The 22,539-nt window shown below is 55.6% G+C and carries 21 protein-coding genes; 9 read left to right on the forward strand and 12 right to left on the reverse strand.

Annotated features, from left to right (window positions below; translation table 11 throughout):
- Together argE and argA are read left to right on the forward strand one after the other, a co-directional pair.
- Positions 1 to 869 (forward strand): acetylornithine deacetylase (argE, locus tag ENI00_RS11545; protein WP_304102308.1); only part of this gene is annotated, 869 nt, incomplete at its 5' end.
- Positions 870 to 901: 32 nt separating this feature from the next.
- On the forward strand, positions 902 to 2,209 hold the full coding sequence (gene argA, locus ENI00_RS11550; protein ID WP_304102312.1) for an amino-acid N-acetyltransferase: 1,308 nt from the start codon (positions 902 to 904) through the stop codon (positions 2,207 to 2,209).
- Here argA and ENI00_RS11555 read toward each other — a convergent pair.
- Positions 2,183 to 3,280 (reverse strand): aminopeptidase, encoded by a 1,098-nt coding sequence (locus tag ENI00_RS11555; protein ID WP_304102315.1) that lies wholly within the window; start codon positions 3,278 to 3,280, stop codon positions 2,183 to 2,185. The genes argA and ENI00_RS11555 overlap by 27 nt on opposite strands.
- A gap of 189 nt (positions 3,281 to 3,469) precedes the next feature.
- On the opposite strand from ENI00_RS11555, the gene ENI00_RS11560 reads away from it, so the two are divergent.
- Both ENI00_RS11560 and ENI00_RS11565 read left to right on the forward strand, forming a co-directional pair.
- Positions 3,470 to 7,216: a DUF1631 family protein gene (locus ENI00_RS11560; protein WP_304102317.1), complete on the forward strand. Its 3,747-nt coding sequence runs from the start codon at positions 3,470 to 3,472 to the stop codon at positions 7,214 to 7,216.
- Positions 7,217 to 7,277: 61 nt separating this feature from the next.
- Positions 7,278 to 8,144 (forward strand): phosphoribulokinase, encoded by an 867-nt coding sequence (locus ENI00_RS11565; protein WP_304102320.1) that lies wholly within the window; start codon positions 7,278 to 7,280, stop codon positions 8,142 to 8,144.
- Between the two features lie 33 nt (positions 8,145 to 8,177).
- Here ENI00_RS11565 and speD read toward each other — a convergent pair whose 3' ends face one another.
- Positions 8,178 to 8,969: an adenosylmethionine decarboxylase gene (speD, locus tag ENI00_RS11570; protein ID WP_304102322.1), complete on the reverse strand. Its 792-nt coding sequence runs from the start codon at positions 8,967 to 8,969 to the stop codon at positions 8,178 to 8,180.
- 170 nt (positions 8,970 to 9,139) lie between these two features.
- Entirely contained in the window at positions 9,140 to 9,562 is a 423-nt protein-coding gene (locus tag ENI00_RS11575) for an OsmC family protein (protein ID WP_304102324.1), read from the reverse strand.
- Positions 9,563 to 9,829: 267 nt separating this feature from the next.
- On the opposite strand from ENI00_RS11575, the gene crp reads away from it, so the two are divergent.
- A complete protein-coding gene (crp, locus tag ENI00_RS11580) occupies positions 9,830 to 10,471 on the forward strand; it encodes a cAMP-activated global transcriptional regulator CRP (RefSeq protein ID WP_096783948.1) in 642 nt (213 codons plus the stop codon).
- A 44-nt stretch (positions 10,472 to 10,515) separates the two neighbouring features.
- On the opposite strand, the gene modC is transcribed toward crp, so the two are convergent.
- From modC to ENI00_RS11600, 4 genes are read right to left on the reverse strand one after another with little or no spacing between them, the layout of a single operon-like run.
- A complete protein-coding gene (gene modC / locus ENI00_RS11585; protein ID WP_304102333.1) occupies positions 10,516 to 11,604 on the reverse strand; it encodes a molybdenum ABC transporter ATP-binding protein in 1,089 nt (362 codons plus the stop codon).
- Entirely contained in the window at positions 11,601 to 12,278 is a 678-nt protein-coding gene (gene modB / locus ENI00_RS11590) for a molybdate ABC transporter permease subunit (protein ID WP_304102336.1), read from the reverse strand. Before modB ends, modC begins: the two co-directional genes overlap by 4 nt.
- Before the next feature lie 20 nt (positions 12,279 to 12,298).
- Positions 12,299 to 13,057 (reverse strand): molybdate ABC transporter substrate-binding protein, encoded by a 759-nt coding sequence (modA, locus tag ENI00_RS11595; RefSeq protein ID WP_304102340.1) that lies wholly within the window; start codon positions 13,055 to 13,057, stop codon positions 12,299 to 12,301.
- Entirely contained in the window at positions 13,050 to 13,814 is a 765-nt protein-coding gene (locus ENI00_RS11600) for a glutathione S-transferase family protein (RefSeq protein ID WP_304102343.1), read from the reverse strand. Before ENI00_RS11600 ends, modA begins: the two co-directional genes overlap by 8 nt.
- A 173-nt stretch (positions 13,815 to 13,987) precedes the next feature.
- On the opposite strand from ENI00_RS11600, the gene ENI00_RS11605 reads away from it, so the two are divergent.
- On the forward strand, positions 13,988 to 14,962 hold the full coding sequence (locus tag ENI00_RS11605) for an META domain-containing protein (protein ID WP_304102346.1): 975 nt from the start codon (positions 13,988 to 13,990) through the stop codon (positions 14,960 to 14,962).
- A gap of 78 nt (positions 14,963 to 15,040) precedes the next feature.
- Here ENI00_RS11605 and ENI00_RS11610 read toward each other — a convergent pair whose 3' ends face one another.
- From ENI00_RS11610 to ENI00_RS11620, 3 genes are all read right to left on the reverse strand, one after another.
- Complete coding sequence (locus tag ENI00_RS11610) at positions 15,041 to 16,093, reverse strand: ATP-binding cassette domain-containing protein (protein ID WP_304102349.1); 1,053 nt, start codon at positions 16,091 to 16,093, stop codon at positions 15,041 to 15,043.
- 9 nt (positions 16,094 to 16,102) lie between these two features.
- Complete coding sequence (locus ENI00_RS11615; RefSeq protein ID WP_304102352.1) at positions 16,103 to 17,137, reverse strand: ABC transporter permease; 1,035 nt, start codon at positions 17,135 to 17,137, stop codon at positions 16,103 to 16,105.
- Positions 17,138 to 17,257: 120 nt separating this feature from the next.
- Positions 17,258 to 18,226: an ABC transporter substrate-binding protein gene (locus ENI00_RS11620; protein WP_304102354.1), complete on the reverse strand. Its 969-nt coding sequence runs from the start codon at positions 18,224 to 18,226 to the stop codon at positions 17,258 to 17,260.
- 431 nt (positions 18,227 to 18,657) lie between these two features.
- Between ENI00_RS11620 and ENI00_RS11625 the strand changes: the two genes are divergently transcribed.
- The 3 genes from ENI00_RS11625 to ENI00_RS11635 are packed head-to-tail and all read left to right on the forward strand — an operon-like array spanning position 18,658 to position 20,638.
- Positions 18,658 to 19,275, forward strand: coding sequence for a glutathione S-transferase family protein (locus tag ENI00_RS11625; protein ID WP_304102357.1), 618 nt, complete (start codon positions 18,658 to 18,660; stop codon positions 19,273 to 19,275).
- 33 nt (positions 19,276 to 19,308) lie between these two features.
- A complete protein-coding gene (locus ENI00_RS11630) occupies positions 19,309 to 19,974 on the forward strand; it encodes a glutathione S-transferase family protein (protein ID WP_304102360.1) in 666 nt (221 codons plus the stop codon).
- A 52-nt stretch (positions 19,975 to 20,026) separates the two neighbouring features.
- Complete coding sequence (locus ENI00_RS11635; RefSeq protein WP_304102363.1) at positions 20,027 to 20,638, forward strand: DUF4202 domain-containing protein; 612 nt, start codon at positions 20,027 to 20,029, stop codon at positions 20,636 to 20,638.
- 36 nt (positions 20,639 to 20,674) lie between these two features.
- Here the strand turns inward: ENI00_RS11635 and trpC are convergent, their stop codons facing one another.
- The gene (gene trpC, locus ENI00_RS11640; RefSeq protein ID WP_304102366.1) at positions 20,675 to 21,493 is read right to left on the reverse strand and encodes an indole-3-glycerol phosphate synthase TrpC; all 819 of its coding nucleotides are present in this window, start codon (positions 21,491 to 21,493) and stop codon (positions 20,675 to 20,677) included.
- A gap of 14 nt (positions 21,494 to 21,507) precedes the next feature.
- Positions 21,508 to 22,536, reverse strand: a complete 1,029-nt coding sequence (gene trpD, locus ENI00_RS11645; RefSeq protein WP_304102369.1) for an anthranilate phosphoribosyltransferase — start codon at positions 22,534 to 22,536, stop codon at positions 21,508 to 21,510.
- Between the last annotated feature and the right edge of the window lie 3 nt (positions 22,537 to 22,539).

Genomic DNA, 22,539 nt, shown 5'->3' on the forward strand with positions numbered 1-22,539 from the left:
CTTTTACCCTGACCGAGCGTGATAACCGCTGGTACGGGCTGGGCACTTGCGACATGAAAGGGTTTTTCCCGCTGGCTATTGAAGCGGCCAAAGCGTTTACAGCCGCCGATCTGAAGCAGCCGTTGATCATCCTCGCGACCGCGGATGAGGAAACCTCCATGAACGGCGCCAGAGCCCTGGCCGAGGCCGGCAAGCCAAACGCTCGTTACGCCGTTATCGGCGAGCCCACCAGCCTGAAGCCTGTGCGCATGCACAAAGGCATTATGATGGAGCGATTGATGTTCGAAGGGCAGTCTGGTCACTCTTCCGACCCGGGGCTGGGTCGCAATGCGCTTGAAGGCATGCACGAGGCGCTTGGTGAGCTTCTGGCCCTGCGCACTGACTGGCAAGCACAGTATCGCAATACGAATTTTGATGTGCAGGTGCCAACGCTCAATCTTGGCTGCATTCACGGTGGCGACAACCCCAATCGCATTTGTGCCAGGTGTGAGCTGCACTTCGACCTGCGCCCTCTGCCGGGCATGAGCATGGACAGCTTGCGCCAAGCCATTTTGCACCGAATTGCGCCGGTGGCTGAGCGGCGCGAACTGTTGATGGCGTTCGAGCCGCTGTTTGACGGTGTTCCGCCCTTCGAAACGCCGGCGGATGCCGAGTTGGTGAAGGCCTGTGAACAACTTACCGGCCATACGGCACATGCGGTTGCCTTTGCCACTGAGGCCCCCTGGCTGCAAAAGCTAGGCATGGAAACCCTGGTTATGGGCCCGGGTTCTATTGACCAGGCCCATCAGCCGGATGAGTATCTGGAGATGTCGCAGTTGGAACCCACCGTAAGCATCCTTAGGGGCCTTATCCGGAAGTTTTGCCTTTAAACAATCAGACGCGTTCAATTGGAGAGCAATCTTTGAAATCAAACGGCTGGCTGCATTCGTTTCGCCATTCATCGCCTTATATCAACGCCCATCGTGGCCGTACGGTTGTGTTGACGATTCCGGGTGATGCGGTTCAACATGAAAATTTCATCAATATCATCCACGACATAGCGCTGCTCAGCAGTCTGGGCGTGCGTTTGGTGGTTGCGTTTGGTTCGCGGCCACAGATTCAGAACCGTCTGAACGATGCCGGCCTGGAATCGTCGTTTTCCCGCAGCTTGCGCATCACCCCCGAAAACCATCTGCCGCTGGTTATGGAGGCAACCGGTGGTTTGCGAGCCTACCTTGAAAGCCGGTTGTCGATGGGGCTGGTGAACTCCCCCATGCACAATGCCCGTATCCGCGTGAGCAGCGGCAACTATGTAACCGCTAAACCTGTCGGCGTGCTGGATGGAGTCGATTTCGGTTACACGGGTAAGGTAAGGCGTGTGGATGTGGCCGGTATCGAGAAACTGTTGGAACAGGGGCACATTGTTTTACTTCCCCCAATGGGCTATTCGCCCACAGGAGACGCCTTCAACTTGTCTTACGAAGATGTGGGCAGCCAGGTAGCGGCAGCGCTGCAAGCTGAAAAGCTTATTGTTTTTATACACGATCAGGGGCTATTGGAACAGGACGGTTCTTTGATTCGTGAGCTTTCAGCGCGACAGGCTCCGGAGCGACTGACGGGTGGAACGGTCACCGGTCACGACGCGGATCTGCTGCGGGCTGCCTGCGACGCTTGTGTTAAGGGGGTGAAGCGGGCGCACATTATCAGCTACGTGAACGATGGCGCTCTGTTGGAAGAGCTGTTCACCCGGGATGGCACAGGCACGTTGGTCAGTGGTGACCATTACGAGCAGATTCGGCAGGCCAGGGCCGAGGATATCGGTGGCATTCTGGGGCTGATCGAACCGCTGGAGGAGCAGGGCATCCTGGTGCGGCGGTCGCGGGAAATGCTGGAGACCGACATTGAATACTTTGTTGTAGCAGAACGTGACGGCACCATCGTAGGCTGCGCTGCCCTGCATAATTATCCTGATGAGGGTGCCGGAGAACTCTCCTGCTTTGCGGTGGATTCTGCCTATCGCCGCGCTGGCCGTGGCGACGAAATTCTGTTGATGGTCGAAAAACACGCCCGCAGCCAGGGCATCCGGAAATTGTTCGTGCTCACCACACAAACAGAGCACTGGTTTCGTGAGCGGGGCTTCCAGCCCAGCACGGTTCAGGCTTTGCCCGGGCCGAAGCTTGCCTCCTACAATACTCAGCGCAATTCAAAGGTTTTCTTTAAACCGCTTTGACAGGTCTTGCAGCGCTTGCTGGCGCTGCTCCTCAGGTTGCCCGGAGAGTGTTTCCACGCTGCGGTAAAACACGGGGAAGTCACCGCCTGACTGTTTCAGTAGCTGTCGAAAGGCCGGCACGTATTGATTGTATTGGGTGAACAGGGCAATCCGGGCGTTGTTGAACGCAACAGGAGGGGGGCCAAACGGCCCGGCTTCTTCTTCGTTTTCGCCGTCTTCCCCTTTGCCCACCTGGCCAATCAAGCGACCATAGGCCGCATTGAGTTCCTCAAAAATGAGCTGCTTACGCTCGCGAAGTCGGCTATCAGAAAGCAAGCCCTGTTGCTGATAAAGCCGTTGCAGGTCGGCGCTGGCGATGGCCACGAGGGCGTGAGTTTTGTTGCGCAACTCCAGGCGGGTAAGTGCTTGTTCGAATGCAGGGAGATCGCCCTGGTCAGTCAGCCAAAGCTTCAGGCCTTCCAATTCAACGGCGGTAGCAAAGCTTTCATTAAAAGCCGTGTCTCCTTTGATGTAGACAACCCGGTGGGCCAGTTCGTGAAACATCAGGGCAACCATGCGTTCATCCGGCAGGTTGGTAAAGCCGGAGTGCAGAGGATCATCAAACCATCCCAACGTCGAATAGGCCGTTACGCCGCCGACGAAGGTGTCGTAACCTTTGGCTCGGAACTGTCGCTCCTCACTCCGGGCATCTTCAAGGTGGAAATAGCCCCGGTAGGCCTGACAGCCGAGGAACGGATAACACCATTGATTGGGTTGCAGGGAAAACTCGGGCACGGCCACCAGATTGACCACCACCCAGGGGTGATCGAGAACCACATAGTCTGTGAAGGCGCCGCCAACGGGTAATGCCAGGCGCCTGTCGGCAAAACGACGGGCTTGGCGGGATAAAAGCAGCTTGTTGCGGAGGTCGTCAGGGGTGCGTTTGCTAACAATAAAACTGTCTACCGGCTTGCCGGCTGTGGTCAGCGCCAGATGACCACGAATGGCCTGGGTGTAGTAACCGATAGCACTGCAACCGCTCAGGTACGTTGTCAGTAGCAAAACCGTATAGATCTGACTAAGCTGTTTCATAGGTTAAGACGCCAGACCTTACTGTTTGTGTGCCCGCGATCAGTCGCTATAGTACACTCATCGTGGCGGGTATAATCGCCGCCACGGTTACATGAGAGCAGGTAATCACGGCCACCAATTTAAAGGACGTTAGCCGATATCGGGCAATATACTTGGCTCCCCCCGGCTTTGTGCAACATCAGGTAGTTCATGGATCCAAGAGAACGACGCAGTAGCCCCCGAAAACCCATCAAACTTGCTGCCCAGATTGATTTGGGCACGGGCGAATTCTGGCCATGTCAGATTGCGGATTTTTGCCCCGAGGGCTTGTTTGTTCGCTATTCCGGTGAAACATCACGCAAGCTGGACCGGGCATTTTCGTCGTCTACCCCGGCTGAGTTGATTGTGCGCTTCCGCGATACAGATGGAAAACGCCGGCATGAACTTCACGTCAGTATTGTCCGGCGTATTGACGGTGCCATGGGCGTCAACTTCACACGTACAAACCCGACAGCGGTCGCGGCGATGCTGCTGCAGTGCGGCGGTTCCCATGGCCAGGAACGGGCCTCATTGCGCGCCCCCAGTGAGCGAGTGCAGTTTGTGTTGCACCAGTCTGCGCGGGCGGTTATCCAGCACATAGAACCCCTTATGGACGCCTGTTTCGTGCAAATGGCTGCAGGCCTGAAGGCGGCTGCTCAAAAAGCCAAGAACGATCAACAGGCCAACGAGCTAATGGATTTTTCGGGCCAGGTTCAGGCCCGACAGCGGGTTATCTGGCATCAGATAGCCCGAAACCTTGAGTCCCCCCTAAAACCCGCGCCCAAAGGCTTCCCGGGCTCTGAGTTATCCGTGGTCGACAAGGGTGAATTTGAAGATTGGCTGACAATCCGGGTGATGGTGACAAAAGCCGACACCCAGTATCGGAAAGAGCTGCTGCAGCTCAAACTCCGGCTGGACAAGCTGGGCATTGCCAACGCCACCGGGCACCATAATCCACTTGGCCCATCGCTTGTGTGCGAGTCATTCCATGCGGGCCTGGGCCAGCTCAAGGCCTCCAGAGAGGTCGAAAAAATCTGCCTGAAGGTATTTGAACAATCCGTTCTGTTTCACCTGGGGCCGCTTTACAAAGAACTGAACAATATCCTGATTCGTCATGGCGTGTTGCCCGAATTGGATCTGAGTAAGTATTTGAGTGAGCAAACGGCAACAAACGATCCGGGCAAACCGGCATCGGAATCGAGCCAGCCTGCGCAAAAGCCGAGCGATCCAGCCCCGGTCGTGGACGCATCGGAAAACCTTGCCAAAGCGCAGGGGAAAGCGCGCGTGGGCAGTGAGTTCCGGAGCTATGCCCAGACTGCGCAAACGGCGTTTGCGACCGTGAAGAATTTGCTGGGTACTCTTGCCGCGAGTCGCGCAACCCGTGGCGATGCCGAGCCGGCACCTTTTCCGGTTAACGCCCAGGCGTTGTCTTCGGGTGAGTTGCAGCGCGAGCTTCAACAGCTTCAGACAGAACCGGCTGATGGTGCCAGCAATGTTGTCTCGCTGCGGGAGCGGGTGGTCGGAAAAGTCCGCGAGAGCGGTGCAAAAAAATTGAACGATGAACAGCAGGATACGCTGGATGTTGTAGATCGCTTTTTCAACTCTGTTACCGAGAGCCCGAAACTCAGCGAATACGCCCAGACGCGAATGCGCCAGTTGGAAGTGCCGGTCTTGAAAGCAGTCATGCGTGACCCCGCCTTTTTTGATGACAAGAACAGCCCTGTCAGAGGGGTGATGAACCGGTTGGCACAGCTTGGTGTTAAGGGTGGCCGGCTTAACCCCGTGGTTCAACGCCGGGTCGATGAACTGATTCAGCGTATTACGACAGAATTCGAGCAGGATACCGGGGTTTTTGAGCAGACCGTTCAGGAACTCGATGGCCTGATTGACCGCCAGAATCTGGTGTATCGCCGCAACGTGGAGCGGGTTACAGCCGCAGCGGAAGGCGCCCAGAAGGTGGCAGAATCCAAGACCGCCGTTGCCGACATGCTGAACCGGAAACTGGCGGGGCGCAAAATACCCAAAGCCGTTCTCAGCCTGCTGGATGGTGGCTGGCGGGACTTGTTGTCGTTGACCTGGATTCGACAAGGGCCAGACAGCCAGATCTGGCAGGATTATCTCTTGGTGGTTGATTCCCTACTGGCGTTTGCCGATGACGGAGACGGCACCGTGAATTTGCCGGAGTTACTTCGGGTCATTCAGGACGGGCTTGCCTCTATTTCCAGTAACCACATGCCGTCTTCCCAGATACGCGATGAATTGAAGCAGTTTTTAGTGCGCAGTCCTGATCAACCGCTGGATATGGTGGATGTTCCGGCGATACTGCCAGAAAAAGATCTCAAGCAGTCGTTGTCTGAACGTGAGCAGCGCAGCCTTCAGCGCTGGATAAACCGCGCCCAGAAACTTCGCACAGGCGACTGGCTGCGGGATCAGGAAAAGCCTGACGAGCCCCAGTACATTCGACTGGTCTGGGTGGCCCGCGGGTTCAGCCGGTTTGTTTTTGTAAACCATCAAGGCATGCGGGTTGTGGAGCTTGAGCTGGACGCTCTGGCGCGCCAGATGCGCAAGGGCATCATTGTTCCCGATGGTCAGTATGAGCGGCCGCTGGTGGATGACAGCATTGACCGCATGGTTCGCAAGGTTTACGACCAGTTGTCCTGGGCGTCTACCCACGACGAACTGACGGGTCTTCTGGGGCGCCGGGAGTTTGAGCGCATGCTTGACCAGCAACTAGCCCGGCGCGAGGACGAACGCTCTCTGGTGCGGCTGGACTTGCGTAAGTTTCGTTTGTTAAACGACACCGCCGGTTATCAGGCCGGCGATGACACGCTGAAACGCGTCGCTGATCTGCTGCGCAAACACGTGGGCGACGGAATGCCCGTGGCCCGGCTTGCGGGAAACGAATTCGGCATGTTGGTACCGTCTGAAAACGCAGACGATGCCGCGCGAAATCTGATTGCGGTGGTGGAGGGTGCGGAGTTTGCTTATGGCGGTCGCAACTACACGCTGTCGGCAAGCATCGGGATTGTGGCCGAATTGACCGGGTTGGTCAGCGCAGAGCGCTGGCTGAGAGCGTCGGAACAGGCGCTGGGCGCCGCCAGGCAAAAAGGGCATGGCAAGATCGCGTTCTATTCCCTGGATGCCGAAGACCAGGCGCGCCAGGAGCAGATCGCGGCCAAGGTTGCCAGCCTTGGTGATCTGGACGAAGAGCGCATGCTGTTGCGCTGCCAGAAGATTATCCCCCTGCACAGCCGCGCATCCATGGCGGCGCAGTATGAAGTGCTGATCAGCATGTACGATGACGCCGGGGTACTGATTACCGGCCGTGATTTTGTGCGCATGGCGGAGCGGTATGATCGCATGCAGGCCGTCGATCGCTGGGTGGTCGGCCACATGCTGGACTGGTTGCGGGAAAAAGCGCCAGACCCTCGCCACCTGGGTGGTGTATGTATTAATTTGTCTGGCTACTCGCTGAACGACCAGTCGTTGCTTGAATACATTTATGAAAAATTAAGTGAAAAAGACGCGCCCATCGAGCGTCTCTGGTTTGAAATAACCGAAGCGTCTGCGATCACCGACGTGCAGGCGGTAGCGGATTTCATCCTTGAGATGAAGGAGTTGGGGTGCAGGTTCTGCCTCGGGAATTTTGGCAGTGGCCCCAGTTCGTTCGAGTTCATGCGTTCGCTACCGGTTGACCTCATCAAGATTGACAGCGCGTTCACCGGCCAGCTGAATACCAGTGAAGCCGATCGGGCCATGGTGAAATCCATGGTGGACATGGCGCACTATATGAATCGGGAGGTGATTGCGGCCCAGGTTGAATCCCGCGACGTGTTGGACACGCTGAGGCAGTTGGGCGTGGATTACGCTCAGGGCTTCGTGGTGGAGAAACCGTGCGCACTCGATAGCCTTATTTGATGGTCACCTGACTCTCGATATAGCTCATAACTCTTAACTTAACCCCGGGCGCCGCTCAGCCATGTCAAAACGCCACCCCATCATTGCCGTTACGGGTTCGTCCGGCGCTGGCACAAGCACCACCAGCCAGATTTTCCGGCGCATGTTTGCCAGTGAGGAACTGGCTGCGGCGATGGTCAACGGTGACAGTTTTCATCGTTATACCCGAGAGCAAATGGCGCGGCTGGCGGCCAAGGGTCAGTTTGGTGAACGCAACCACTTTGCCCTCGCCGCCAACCATATCGACAAGCTGGAAGCCCTGTTTTACGACTACGGGCATTCCGGTAATGGCCGGTCTCGACAGTATGTTCACGATGAGGATCGCACCCTGCAGGCTGAAGGGCACAAGCCGGGCACGTTCACCGCTTGGGGGTCGCTTGAGCCGGAGACCGATCTGTTATTTTACGAGGGCCTGCATGGGGCCGTGGTAAGCGAGGCGTTTAACATCGCCCAGCATGTGGATCTGCTCATCGGCGTGGTACCCATAGTGAATCTGGAGTGGATTCAGAAAATACACCGGGATACCCATCAGCGTGGTTACAGCCAGGAAGCCGTGGTTGCAACAATCCTCAACCGAATGAACGACTACGTTCACGATATAGTGCCGCAGTTTTCGCACACCCATATCAACTTCCAGCGCATTCCACTGGTGGATACGTCCAACCCGTTTGTGGTCCGGGACGTGCCGACAGAGGATGAGAGCATGCTGGTGATTCGCTTCAGAGATGCCACGGACGTGGATTTTTCCTACCTGCTGCAGGCGATCCGGAACAGCACCCTGTCACGTCACGACACTCTGGTTATTCCGGGCACAAAAATGGCGCTGGCCATGGATCTTATCGTAAGACCCATGGTGCAGCGCCTGATTGCGCGCAAGTCTTTTGCCTAAGAAAAGCCTTTTGCCTGATTTTGCCCGGGGCTTCTATTCCACGTTGCGAGAGTAGAAGATCTCCAGCTTTTCGCGCCTTAAGCGATCTTCGATGGACTGTGCTACGTCTGGGTCCAACTCGTCGGCATTCACGCCAAAGACATGGTTGTCCAGGTTGAACTCTTTCAACATCATTTTGGTGTGAAAGAGATTTTCCTGATAAACGTTCACATCGATCATCTGATACGCGTTCTGCGTATCTTCGGTCAGATAGTTCTGGATCGAATTGATGTCGTGATCAATGTAATGCTTGGTGCCGTCTACATCGCGGGTAAAACCGCGCACCCGGTAGTCGCACGTCACCACATCGGAATCAAAGCTGTGAATCAAATAGTTCAGAACCTTCAATGGCGAGATCAGGCCGCAGGTAGAGACATCAATGTCTGCCCGGAAGGTACTGATGCCCTCATGGGGATGGCTCTCGGGGTAGGTGTGCACCGTGACGTGGCTCTTGTCGAGATGCGCCACAATGGTATCCGGAAGCGGCCCGGGTGATTCTTCGTTGTCTGAATCGTTCCCGGCCAACTCATGCTCAGCAATGAGCATTGTGACCGAGGCCCCGTGAGGCTCATAATCCTGGCGGGCGATGTTAAGTACGTTGGCGCCAACAATCTTGACGACGTCCGTCAGGATCTGAGTCAGGCGTTCCGCGTTGTACATCTCATCAATGTAATCAATGTAGGCTTCCCGCTGTTCTTCAGTCTGCGCGTAACAGATGTCGTAGATATTGAAACTCAAAGATTTGGTCAGGTTGTTGAAACCGTGCAACTGGAGTTTTGGTTCCATGCTCAGCCCCTCCGGAATATGGAGATGAATGACGGTAGAGCGGCAATTGCTCACTCTGCGTAGGCCGCCACCGACTACTGACCAGGTTGTTCACCTTTTGCGCAGACCGGCGGAGAAAGGGCGGTATTATGCACTCCCCACCAAGTGTTGAATAGTGTTGTAAGCCAAGCTTATTCCGCGTCGCGAATTTCGTGGCTGTGAGTGATGTCCACGCCGCCTTTTCCCAGCATGATCGAGGCAGAGCAGTACTTCTCGGCCGACAGGCTCACGGCACGCTTTACCTGATTTTCTTTCAGGTTGCGACCGGTCACAACGAAGTGCAGATGCACATGGGTGAACACTGACGGCACAGCATCCGCGCGCTGGGCTTCGAGTTCCGTGTGGCAAGCTGTGACGTCCTGACGACTCTTCTTCAGAATGCTCATGACATCAAATGATGAGCAGCCGCCCAAGCCCATCAATATCATTTCCATGGGGCGGGGGCCCAGATTTTCGCCACCGTGATCGGGTGGACCATCCAGTTGTACGGCGTGCCCGGAACCACTGGTAACTCGAAAACTGGCATTGCCTGTCCAGTCGACGGTTGCTTTCATGAACGGTATTCTCCTGTTGCGCAGGGGCAGGCATTAGCCGGCCCGGAATATAAATATCTCGGCAGGATGCTAGCACAACCTGGGTGAACTGGCAGTTGCCAACCCCAGTCCCGGATACATCTTGTATACCGTTTCCAGTTGCCCGACGCAGGCCTTCTTGCTATAAGTTGCTCTGTTTTGTCGTAAAAAAGAATGAACCCGCAGGGAAGGCCGGGTGAATAACAAACATCGGAACCCGTCAGTATCTGAGGAGGCACGACTCGCATTATGGCCACTATCGTCAAGCCGGTTGAGCAGAAAACAAAACATCTCGATTATTTTCTTTCGCAGTGTCATCGCCGCCGGTACCCGGCCAAGAGCACCATTATTTATGCGGGTGACAAAAGCGACTCCCTCTTTTACATCGTAAAGGGCTCCGTCACGGTGATCATCGAAGATGATGACGGGCGTGAAATGATCATGGCCTATCTCAATGCCGGGGACTTTTTCGGTGAGATGGGACTGTTTGACAACATGGATTCCCGCAGCGCCTGGGTGAAGGCTAAAACCGAATGCGAGGTGGCTGAAATCAGCTATCCGAAATTCCGGGAAATTGCCCAGCAGGATCTCGGGGTGCTCTACTTCATTGGCGAGCAGATGGCATCACGCCTGCGCCAGACGACCCGTAAAGTTGGCGACCTGGCGTTTCTGGACGTAACCGGGCGGGTTGCCCGCACCCTGCTGGATTTGTGCAAGGAGCCGGACGCCATGACGCATCCCGACGGCATGCAGATCAAGATTACCCGTCAGGAAATTGGCCGAATTGTCGGGTGCTCTCGTGAAATGGTAGGTCGGGTTTTGAAAACTCTTGAAGATCAAGGGCTTGTAAGGGTAAAAGGCAAAACCATGGTGGTGTTCGGCACCCGCTGAGTCGTTATGGGTTCATGAGACAGAGGGCCCGGGGCAAAGCCCTGTCAGTCAACAATCGCGACCGATTTTACCTGCATCCAGACCTGCTGCCCGTGCTCAATAGCAAGGGTGTGTAAGGCCCGTGTCGTAAGGCGCGAGAGAAACGGAGTATGTCCCGCCAAAAGTCGTATCATGGACGTTCCCGGGCTGATATCTGCAACGACTTCGTCGACGGTGGCTAGAATAAGGTTCTGAATGCTTTGATCGATTTGCTCGCTCAGAGCGAGGCTGATATCTCTGGCAAGTACTTGCAGGCGTATCGTTTGTCCGACTGCCAGACCTTCATCGGCACGCAGCCAGAGATGGCCCCCCGCGAAATCCGCACGGCACAGGTGCCACTGCGCATCCAGCTCTGAAACGACGGCATCAATAATGACGCCGGCATCTTCCTCAAGGCCAAAGGGCTGGTCGGTGCGCGCCATTATCTGTTGCAGCGGGCCCTCGGCAACAACCTGTCCCTTGTCCATCATCACGATGTGGTCAGCCAATCGTGCGACTTCGGTGGTGGAGTGAGAAACATAGAGTATGGGTATGGCGAGGTTGTCTCTCAGAGTCTCCAGGTAGTGCATGATCTCTTGTTTGCTGGCCTGGTCCAGAGCCGACAGGGGTTCGTCCATCAGTAGCAGCCTGGGGCTTGTGAGCAGCGCCCGGGCGATCGCGACACGCTGGCGTTCGCCGCCTGACAGTTTTTTTGGCATGCGCTCCAGCAGGTGAGCGAGGCCCAGCCATTTCGTCGCCTGATCGAGGGATATCTGGCGCTCGCTTTTCGGAATGCGTTTGTATCCGTACATCAGGTTTTGTTTTACCGAGAGGTGAGGGAACAGGCCGGTCTCTTGAAACACGTAGGCAAGAGGTCGCTGATGAACGGGGCGGCCATTTCTCTCACCCTCATTCTGCCATTCATCTCCGTTAACGTTCATTGTGCCGTCCGCTGCCTGCAGGCCTGCCATGCACCTCAACAACGTGGTTTTGCCGCAACCGGAGTGGCCGAACAGGGCGGTGAGCCCGGTACCGGGCAGGTCGAGATCAACGTCCAGTTCAAATGCGCCAAGCGTGCACCTGAACCTTGCCTGTATTCCTGACGGCGTCGTCATTTCACCAACCCGGACTGCAGGCGGCCGTTGAGTGAATAGAGCACGACCAGCACGATGAAGGAGAAAGCCACCATGCCAGCGGCGAGCCAATGGGCCTGCACGTACTCCAGGGATTCCACATGATCGTAAATAGCCACAGAGAGCACTTTGGTTTCACCGGGAATATTACCGCCAATCATCAGCACAACCCCGAACTCGCCGATGGTATGGGCAAACGTGAGTACACCGGCGGTGAGAAAGCCCGGCCGGGCCAGGGGGATGACAATGGAAAAGAAGCGATCCCGAGGTGAGGCCCGAAGTGTAGACGCAACTTCCAGAAGTTGTTGATTAATCGATCCGAAAGCATTTTGCAGGGGCTGAACGGTAAACGGCAAAGAATAAATAACCGAGGCAATGACCAGCCCCTGAAACGTGAAAGGCAGCAAGCCCAGCCCCAACTGTTCGGTGAGTTGGCCAACCATGCCCTTCGGCCCCATCAATACCAGAAGATAGAACCCGAGAACCGTGGGGGGCAGCACCAGGGGCAAGGCGACAATCGCCGCAACAGGTTGCCTTACCCAATGGCGGCTGCGGGCAAGCCACCAGGCGACAGGCGTTCCGATGATCAGAAGCACGGCGGTGGTGCAGCCTGCGAGTTTCAGAGTGAGCCACACGGGCTCCCAGTATGTGTCCATAGTGGTGGCCGGATTACTGTTCAGTGATCGATTTCATAGCCAAATTTCTCAATGATGCTTCTGGCTTTGTCGCCCCGTAGGAACTCAAGCCATTGGCGAGCCGCATTGTTATCTTTGCTGCGAGACAGAAGAATAGCTTGTTGATTGATAGGGGAATAGTAGGATTGTGGAACCAGCCACAGGGCGCCGCCTTTTTCGGGCCAGGCGCGCACTTGAGACAAAGCCACAAATCCCGATTGAGCGTTGGTGGTGGCGACAAACTGGAAGGTTTGCGCAATGGAATCACCGCGCACCAGTCGACCCTGCAACGACTCCCAGAGATTCAGCTTAGTGAGCACTTCCCGGGCAGCAAAGCCGTAGGGTGCTGTTTTCGGGTTGGCAATGGCCAGATGCGCAAAACGGCCAGATTCGAGCCAGGCTAATGGATCTTCAAAGGTATCCGGCGCGGAGCTCCAGAGAGCCAGTTTACCCCTGGCGTAAGTGAATCGGGTGCCGGCTACGCCTTGCTCATTTTGCTCAAGAAGTTCGGGCCGATGACGGTCGGCTGCGAGAAATACGTCAAACGGCGCGCCATTGTTTATCTGTGCGTACAGTTTCCCGGTTGAGCCATAGCTTGCAATGGCCTCCAGGCCGGTGGTTTCAGCAAATGCCGCAATGAGTTCCCGAGTGGTGTCGGTAAAATTGGCCGCTACCGCAATGCGCACATCGGCAGCGTGAGCACCAGTGCCGAACATCAGAAGTAGGCACAGCAATGCCAGCCGGGGCGTTTTTTCAGTCATCCCGTTTTTCTCCGCGCTCCCGATGGTCACTGTAAATACGATTGAGAACCTGCAATTGTGGCTGCCAAAGGCTGAGCTGGGCTTGTATCTCTTTTGGCACCCGTGCCGGTTTTGGCCAGGGTACAGGGTAGGCTGCAGGCTGAAAAAGTGGCGCGAACAGAGCGGCGGCTGTCAGGTCCGCGCGGGAGAAAGCGTCGCCGGCCAGAAACGGCTGTTGGCCGTAAACCTCTGACAGCTCTATTAACAGACCCTCAATGACTTTCCGGGATTCTTCCGCCGTTTTATCGTTGATTTTCAACCATTTCCGCATCACTTCGTTTACTCGGCTGAACGCCAGGCTGAGCAAAATACGATTGTAAAAAGGTGTGCCCGCGGTCAGCAATGGCACCACAATCTTCGGGCGTTGCAGAAAATGGTGATACGAGTAGCAGCGAACGGCGGGGCCGGCCTCCTCGTCCAGGCGTTTTTCCCACGCCAGTGCGCGCGCTCGTACCGATTCGTCCGCCGGCGTGAGCGGGTTGTCCAAAAAGGTGCGGTCAAGATAATCAAGTATGGCGGACGAACCCTGAAGCACCGTCCCGTCGTGCTCCAGAACCGGCACCGAGGCACCCGCGCCCCGGGTCAGTTTCTGCACAGTTTTCATGTGCTGTCCCGGTAGCAGGTTTGTGGTTTCATAATTGAGCTTTTTATAATCTAGCGCCCAACGAATTTTCTCGCAGTAATGGGATATGGCGAACTGATAGAGCCTGAGAGCCATGCGATGCCTCCTGAGTGATGGGCCTCAGCATAGCTTTGAGCCAAGAGGATAAACAGTGGCAAAGCCGTTTGAATCGGTGTTTTGATCATTGTGCTGCCTCGGCCATTGGTTTTTACACAAGCGAGTCTTTAAGATGCCGACATTCATTCACGTTTTAACCCCAGGATGTGTCTATGTACTTGCAGCGGTTTTTGATGACATCGGTCGTCGCAGCTACCGGGCTTTTTATCGCCGGGTGTGCCACGGGGCCTGATGCCCCGATGGTTTCGGGTGTTTATCAGTGTGGTCAGCTTGATGTCAGTGTTGCGGATGCGCAGGATGGCGGCCTGCTGGGTGTTGATTATCGGGGCGAGCGGTTGCTGCTGAAGCCGAAAGAGAGTGCGTCCGGCGCACTTTATGTGGCCCCCGAAGACGATGAGACCCGGTTTTGGAGCAAGGGTGAGCGAGCAACATTGACGGTAAAAGGACAGACGTACCCGGAGTGCTTGCAGGCGGGCGCGTTGGAAATGCCGTTTGAAGCCACTGGCAACGAGCCTTTTTGGCACGCCCGTGTGGTGGGCGAAGAGCTGCTGTTTAATCGGCCTTATGAATCCGCAGAGCCTGAAAAGGTCGCGCCTGAAACGACCGTTGCCAACCGCCACGGCCGCGAGTTTCGTGGTGAGCTGGACGGGCAGGAGCTGACGCTCAAGGTGGCCCCTCAGCTGTGTGAAGATACGATGTCTGGCGCCCAGTTCCCGGCGCAGGTTCGTCTTGAGTGGAACGACGAAGTCTTTGAGGGCTGTGGCGGCGACCCAGAGCGTTTGTTCCGGGGTGCACAATGGGTTGTAGAGGATCTGGCAGGCACCGGCATTATTGATAGCTCCCGGATGACCGTCGAATTTTTCGAGGATAATCGTCTGGCTGGCCTGGCTTCTTGTAATCGTTATGGAGGCCAGTATGAGCGCACGGCTGAAGGTGTGAGTTTCGACTACCTGTTTGCGACGAAAATGGCCTGTGCACCGGCGTTGATGAACCAGGAACAGCGTTTTTTAACTCTCATGTCGAAGGTCAAGCTTGCGTCGATTGGTCGTAATGGACAGCTGGTGCTCACAACGTCAACGGGCGAGGAAATTACCGCGTTTCAGTCTACCGACGGAGTGCAAAAATAGCGGTCGACGGAACCGCCTTCCGTCGAATCCGCCATGGATGCCCGTGCGCCTTCCGGAGCTCCGACATCCATGGTCGATTCACGCCGCTGTTTCTTCCGTTGGCTCGCCGGTTGGAACCAGCGCGAGAGTTAGCTCTTTCATGCTCAGACTGCCCACCGCCTCACCGTTTCGAACCACTCTGAATACCTTATCCAGGTCACCACCCGAACGGGAAAGTACCGTCTCCAGATTGTCATTCTCCAAAAGGTCCCCGGCGTAGTCGACGTCGTTATCGACGGTGCGATTCATCACGGAACGCACACGAAGCACTCGTGCACGATTTATATCGTTTATAAAGGCAACGATATAAGGATCGTTGGGATTGAGCAGGATGTCTTGAGGATCCCCTTGCTGAACCACCTCACCATCTTTGAGAATGACCAAGTGGTCTGAAAGCTTCAGTGCTTCGTCCAGATCGTGGGTGATGAATACGATCGTCTTTTGAAGCTCACCCTGAAGCTCCAGTAAGAGATCCTGCATGTCTGAGCGAATCAGAGGATCCAACGCCGAGAAGGCTTCGTCCATCAGCATGACAGGGGAATTGGAGACCAGCGCGCGCGCGATACCAACCCGCTGTTGCATACCGCCAGACAATTGATGAGGGAACTGGTTTTCATTGCCCTCAAGACCCACTCGGGCCAGCCATTTTACGGCTTCGCTTTCAAAGTCTGCGACGGAAGAGCCCCGAATATTGAGGGCCATGCCGGCGTTCTCAAGCACGGTTTTGTGCGGCAACAAAGCGAACTTCTGAAACACCATCGACATCTGTTCCCGCCGAAGCTGGCGTAGCTGCCCTTCTTTCAGTTCCAGAACGTCCTCACCGTTAAGCTGGATTTCCCCCGCCGTGGGTTCGATCAGGCGATTCAGATGGCGAATCAGTGTTGACTTGCCAGAGCCGGAAAGCCCCATGATAACGGTGATTTTGCCATCGAGAATATCCACGTTGATATCTCTCAACCCCAGAACATGGTTGTGCTGATCCAGCAGATCCGCTTTGTTCATGCCCTGCTTTACATGCTCTAGTGCCACGTCTGGCGTTGGCCCGAAAATCTTGTAGAGGTTTTTGATGGAAATCTTAATATCGTCTGCCACGTTCTGTCCTCACTGATTTTGGCTGGCATTAATGCGTGCCAGGGAGGCCTTTGTCACCCGGTCAAGGATGACCGCAAGAATAACGATGCCGAAGCCGGCAATCAGACCGACGCCGAGATCCAGGTTACGAATACCGCGAAGTACCAGAACACCGAGGCCGGGTGCGGACACCAACGATGCAATAACCACCATCGCCAGGCTCATCATGATGGTCTGGTTTACACCGGCCATGATGTTCGGCAAGGCCAGGGGTATTTGAACCTTGAACAGCTTTTGCCTGGGCGTCATGCCAAAGGCGTCGGCCGCTTCGATCACATCTTTGTCTACCAACCGTATGCCGAGATTGGTCAGCCGCACGACGGGCACAATCGCATAGAGGATGATGGCGATGCCGTAGAGTTTGGACTCCGTCACGCTGAACAGAAAGATCAGCGGGATCAGATAAACAAAAGGTGGCAGCGTCTGCAGCATATCGAGCACCGGAATTGTTAACCGTTGCATGGTATTGCTTCGAGACATGGCGATGCCTATGGGCACCCCGAACAAGACACAGAGGAAAGCGCAGACAAAAATGATGGCGAGGGTCTGCATGGCGTACACATAGTAATCAATGAACGCCAACAGGCAGAGGCTGGCGCCTACGAATACAACCAGTTTCCAGGATTTGGTAACCAGAAAAACAACCGCAAGCATGATGGGGATAACAATCCACCAGGGCGTGTTAATCATGCCGTAAAGGGCGCCATCGAGCGACCAGCTTAGGGGTTGAGTGATTGGATCAAGCACCAGACTGAGGTTGTCTTTTATGGCAAGAAAGCCTTGTTCAAGGCCTTGTGTAAGCTCTCTGGACTTGGGAAATGCCGCGCAGGAATCGTTAAGCGCATCCATTGAAGGAAATGGCAGGTCCCAAAGAGATTCAGGCTCTGCACTCTTGCCGCTGGCTTTGTTGAGCAGGTCGGCCATCGACATCGGGCCGTCGGCCTTACCTTCCGCGCACCATTGTTTTAACCCAAGTGCCGAAAACAGGGAGTCGTAGGTTGCCATTTACGTTTAGCCTCGTTTGCGCGCAGGAGGTTCCATACGCCAAAGAATTCGGTTGCTGTCACAATCAGATGTGCCCGGGCGCATCTGTCACAATGCGGCTCCCGGGCCAGGGCGGGTCAATCAGTTTTCAAGAACGGCCGCCAGTTTCTTTTTGGCGCTATCGTTCAGCCAGCCAGACCATTCATCACGGTTGTTGCTCAAGTAATAAACGGCAGCTTCTTCGCCGGATGCGTTGTTGGAGTCCATCCAGGCCAGGAGTGCGCTCATGGTGTCCGTTTTGAACGTCATTTTGCTGAGCATCTCCGTTACTTCCGGTTCGCGATCCTTGAAGTCGGTTGTCACAGAGGTAAGGATGGTTGCGGCCGGGAATTCTGACACTCCGGGGTTGTCCGCATTGGCGGTCTGGTTTTTCTGGTGAATTTTCGCGTTGTATTCACCCAGCTTTACCCGAGTCATATCATACTTGCCCAGCGGTACGGTCGGGCCCCAGTAGTAGCCGAACCAGGGCTTTTCGTCCTGAACCGCTGATGCCATTGAAGAGGCCAGGGTTTCGCCTGAGCCGTGGTTGAACACCTTGATACCGGAATCTTCAAGATCCAGAGCGCGAATCAGGTTGTCGCTGACAACCCTGCAGCCCCAGCCATCAGGGCAGTTGTTGAAGCGAGAGCCGACAAGCTCCGGATTCGCCATGATGCCTTCGATGGTTTTCAGCTCGGGATGTTTCTCTGCCAGATACGTTGGAATCCACCAGCCCTCAATGCCGCCGGGGTCGAGAACCTTGCCCAACCGCTCGATCTTGCCTTCTTTTTCCAGGCGCAAGTAGGCGTCACCCGCCGAGTTAAGCCACAGTTCTGTAACAATGTCGGGCTCTCCGTTTTCCGCAACAGACGTGACGGCGGGTACGGTATCGGATGGCACTACAGAGACATCGCAGCCATAGCCTTGTTCCATAATAAATTTGGCTACGTTGGTGACCACGGTGTTGGAAGCCCAGTTCATTTCAGTGATGGAAACTTCGCCACAGTTGGCTTGTGCTATGCCAGGTATTGATAGCGCGCATAGCAGCGCAGCAGACGTAAGCTTTCGCATAGTCACTTCTCCGTTTGAGGGTTGGTGAATCCGGCTGTAAACGCTCGCTGTCGTTTTTTTGTAATGATTGTCTTGTTGTTGGTTGTTTTGCTACCGGATTAACGACTGACAGGAAGCAACCGGGAGGGGCTGGATAAATTGCGGTTTTCTGGCAATACAGAAAATAAGGCAAAGCAGCTCATCTCGGTTACCACTTATCAACAAGCATAAGGATCCTGAGCCGAGTTACAAGGTTTTAACAAGAAACCGTCATCATTGAAGACGTATCCTGCAGGGGTGGAAGGGCAATTGGCAAGGGGTTTTGAAGGCCGTGCCAGTATGCCAAAATGCTTGCTTATCAGTTGCTTGACGCAACCCTTTTTTAAGGTCAGTCTTTAGGTCATTCGCCACACTGAGCGATTCCTGATTTATTTCGGAACGGAGCCCCCAAAATGAAGATTTTCGAAACAAAAACCGCACCTAACCCACGCCGGGTACGCATGTTCATGGCTGAGAAAGGGTTGTTGGAAAAAGCCGAATTCATTGAGATTGACCTTCAAAAAGGCGAGAACCTCACGCCCGAGTACGTAGCACGTAACCCCATGAAGAAAGTGCCTGTGATGGAGCTGGATGACGGAATCTGTATCTCCGAGACCATGGCCATTTGTCGTTACTTCGAGGAGAGCTATCCCGAAACGCCAACGCTGTTGGGCGACACCCCGATTGAGAAAGCCACCATTGAGCAATGGGTCCGGTGGATCGAGTTCTACTTCTTTACGCCCACGGGCATGTGTTTCCAGCACACCAGCGGCTATTTTAAAGACCGGATGAACCCTATCAAGGAATGGGGCGAGGAATGCGGGAAGAGCGTTAACAAGTTTATGGCGTTCCTGGACGGTCATCTTGCCGACCGGGAATTCATCTGTTGCGACCGCTTTACGGCTGCCGACATTAATGCATTCACCACGGTTGCGTTCGCCCGGGTTGTGAATATTCGCATCCTGCCTGAACACACTCACCTTCAGGCCTGGTATGACCGCATCAAGGCGCGTTCGTCTGCGCAGGTCTGAACCACATACGCATGAGCTGTGCAGGAGGTTCGCTTGATTGATGTATACACGGCGCCAACGCCCAACGGATACAAGGTTACGGTACTGCTGGAAGAGATGGGTGTTGAGTACAACCTGATACCGATAGACTTTTCCAAAAACGAGCAGAAAACGCCGGGGTTCCTGGCGTTGAATCCCAACGGCCGCATTCCGGTTATTGTGGATCGGGACAACGACGATTTTGTGGTGTTCGAGTCCGGCGCCATTATGATTTATCTGGCAGAAAAGTACGGGCAGTTTTATCCGCGAGATCCCAAAGTACGCTCCTGCGCACTTCAGTGGCTTATGTTTCAGATGGGCGGCGTTGGCCCGATGATGGGGCAGGCCAATGTGTTTTACCGGTACTTTCCGGAAAAGATTCAGCCTGCGATTGATCGCTATCAGAAAGAGTGCAGGAGGCTGTTTGAGGTGCTCGACAGTCGGCTGGCAGAATCTCCGTATTTGGTAGGCGACGAACTTACCATCGCCGATTTTGCCAACTGGTGCTGGGTGCGCACGCACTCATGGTCCGGCGCATCGGTGGAAGGATTGGAGCATCTGAACCGCTGGATAGATGAGCTCTACGCCCGCCCGGGTTGCCAGTCCGGAATCAAAAAACCGGAGCGCCTGAAAAGCCCGGACGAACTGGTTAAACACGCCCAGAATATGGTGACCCGATAGCGTCGGCGACGTAACGCTGACAAAGCGATCACGGTGTTTATTAGGAGGTAATATGAAGCAGGCGTCGCTTGAGTGCGCTCTGGGTGCGATAGACAAGGCAAATCGCGCAGACCCCAACCTCGAGATCATGGCGGGTGAGTCCTTGCCCAGAGAGTATGTTTACAGCCTGCATATGACTCGTTGGCTGCATGAACTGGACGCCTCACCTTCGGAGCGAATGCAGATTGCCTGTCGTGCCCAGCATATGGAGCGCTGGAAAATGCCCCGGAGCGAATATCCCGAGGGCCGTAAATCCTATTACGAATGGCGCCAGGCCTGTGGCCGTATGCACGGCCGCAGGGCCGCAGAGATTATGGCGGGCTGTGGCTATCCTGAGAGTGAGTGCGCGCGGGTCGAGGTGATTGTGACCAAGCGTGAGTTGCGCAAAGACGCAGACACCCAGCTTCTTGAAGACGTTGCCTGCATGGTGTTTCTGGAAAAATATTTCGCGCAATTTTACGCCGATAACGCGGAATACGAACGGGAGAAATGGCTGAGAATTGTGCGCCGTACCTGGGGCAAAATGTCGCCCCGTGCTCACGAGCGGGCTCTGGCGCTCTCGGTGAAGCTGCCCGGGCACTTGCAGTTGCTGATGCAAGAAGCCCTGGCGGATCCTGCTGCCTGATTCACCAGGGCCGGGGTTGCGGACCTGTTTGGGCGTTCAACGCTCGGGGAAAAACAGTTCTTGAAGTTTCTCCCCCGGGTTCTCGGCCCGCATGAAGGATTCACCCACCAGAAACCCGTAAATACCGCGATCAGTCATGGCTTCCACATCCGTGCGGGTCATAATGCCGCTTTCGGTGATCGCCAGGCGCTCTGCGCCAATGCGCTGGTGCAGTTCGAAGGTGGTGTCGAGTGACACATCAAAGCTGTGCAGATCACGGTTGTTGATGCCGATCAACGGCGTGGTCAGGGTCAGTGCGTCGTCCAGTTCCTCACCGTTGTGCACTTCTACCAACACATCCAAACCCGTTTCGTGGGCGATGCCCTCCAGTTCCTGCATTTGGTCTCTGGTGAGGCAGGCGGCGATCAGCAGTATGCAGTCGGCGCCCATGGAGCGGGCTTCGTATACCTGATAGGGCGCGACCATAAAGTCTTTGCGGATAACGGGCAGGCTGCAGGCGTTGCGGGCGGCGATCAGATAGTCTTCGTGACCCTGGAAAAAATCGTGATCGGTGAGCACTGACAGGCACGCAGCGCCGCCCTGTTCGTAGCTTTCGGCGATCTTGGCAGGTTCAAACGGATCGCGGAGTATGCCTTTGCTGGGTGAGGCTTTCTTGATCTCCGCAATGACCGCAGGCGTGCCGGCTTCGATACGCTGGCGCAGGGCATTGGTGAAACCTCTTGTGCCTGGCTGGTCGCCGGCTCGGGCTTTGAGATCTTCAAGGCTTGCGGTGCGCTTGCGAATGTCAATTTCTTCCCACTTTCTTGCGATGATTTTGCGCAGAATAGTGGGGGTTTTGTCGCTGTGTTTCGTCATTGAGTTGTCCTGGCTCAGAAACAATGGGAGAAATCGGCCAGCTCAGCGAGTTTGCCGGCGGCCAGGCCGGAGCCCATGGCGTCGAGGGCCATTTCAACGCCTGTTTTCGCTGTCGGCGCCAGACCGGCTATGTAGATAGCAGCGCCTGCGTTCAGGGCGATCAGATCCCGGGCTTTTTCGGCCGTTTCGTCGTGGCCGCGGCCAAAGGCGGCTTTGATCAGGTTCAGGGATTCTTCGGCGGTGTCGACCGTCAGGCCGACGAGACTCTGACTTTTAACGCCCAGGTCTTCCGGGGTGATGTCGTATTCGATGATCTCGCCGTTTTTCAGTTCAGCCACATGAGTGGCGCTGGCCAGGCTGATTTCGTCGAGGCCGTCTTTGGAGGCCACCACCATGATGTGCTCAGAGCCCAGCTTTTGTAGAACTTCGGCCATAGGGCGACACAGGGCTTTGCTGAAGACACCTAATAGTTGGCGTTTAACGCCGGCCGGGTTGGTCATGGGGCCGAGAATGTTAAACAGGGTGCGACAACCCAACTCCTTGCGCGGGCCAACGGCGTGCTTCATGGCACCGTGATGAGCCGGGGCAAACATGAAGCCGACGCCGATCTGCTCGACGCAGCGGGCGACCTGTTCTGGTGTGAGGTTGAGGTTAATGCCGGCTTGTTCAATCAGGTCTGCGCTGCCGCTCTTGGACGACACCGCACGGTTGCCGTGTTTGGCCACAAAGCCGCCGGCGGCGGCGACCACAAAAGCGGAGGCGGAGGATACGTTGAACAGGTTGGCGCCGTCGCCGCCTGTGCCCACAATGTCCACTAGCGGTTCTGCGTTGACGGTGACACCGGAGACCAGTTCGCGCATGACTTCCACCGCGCCGGTAATCTCGTCCACCGTTTCACTTTTAATGCGCAAGCCCATGAGCAGGGCGCCAATCTGAGCGTCGGTAGCCTCGCCCTTCATCACGGTGCGCATAACCTGCTTCATTTCTTCCCGGGACATGTCCAGGTTTTCAGCCACCCGGCTCAGTGCGTCTTTCATGTTCATTGG

Source organism: Marinobacter antarcticus, from assembly GCF_011049865.1.
GTDB lineage: Bacteria > Pseudomonadota > Gammaproteobacteria > Pseudomonadales > Oleiphilaceae > Marinobacter > Marinobacter antarcticus_A.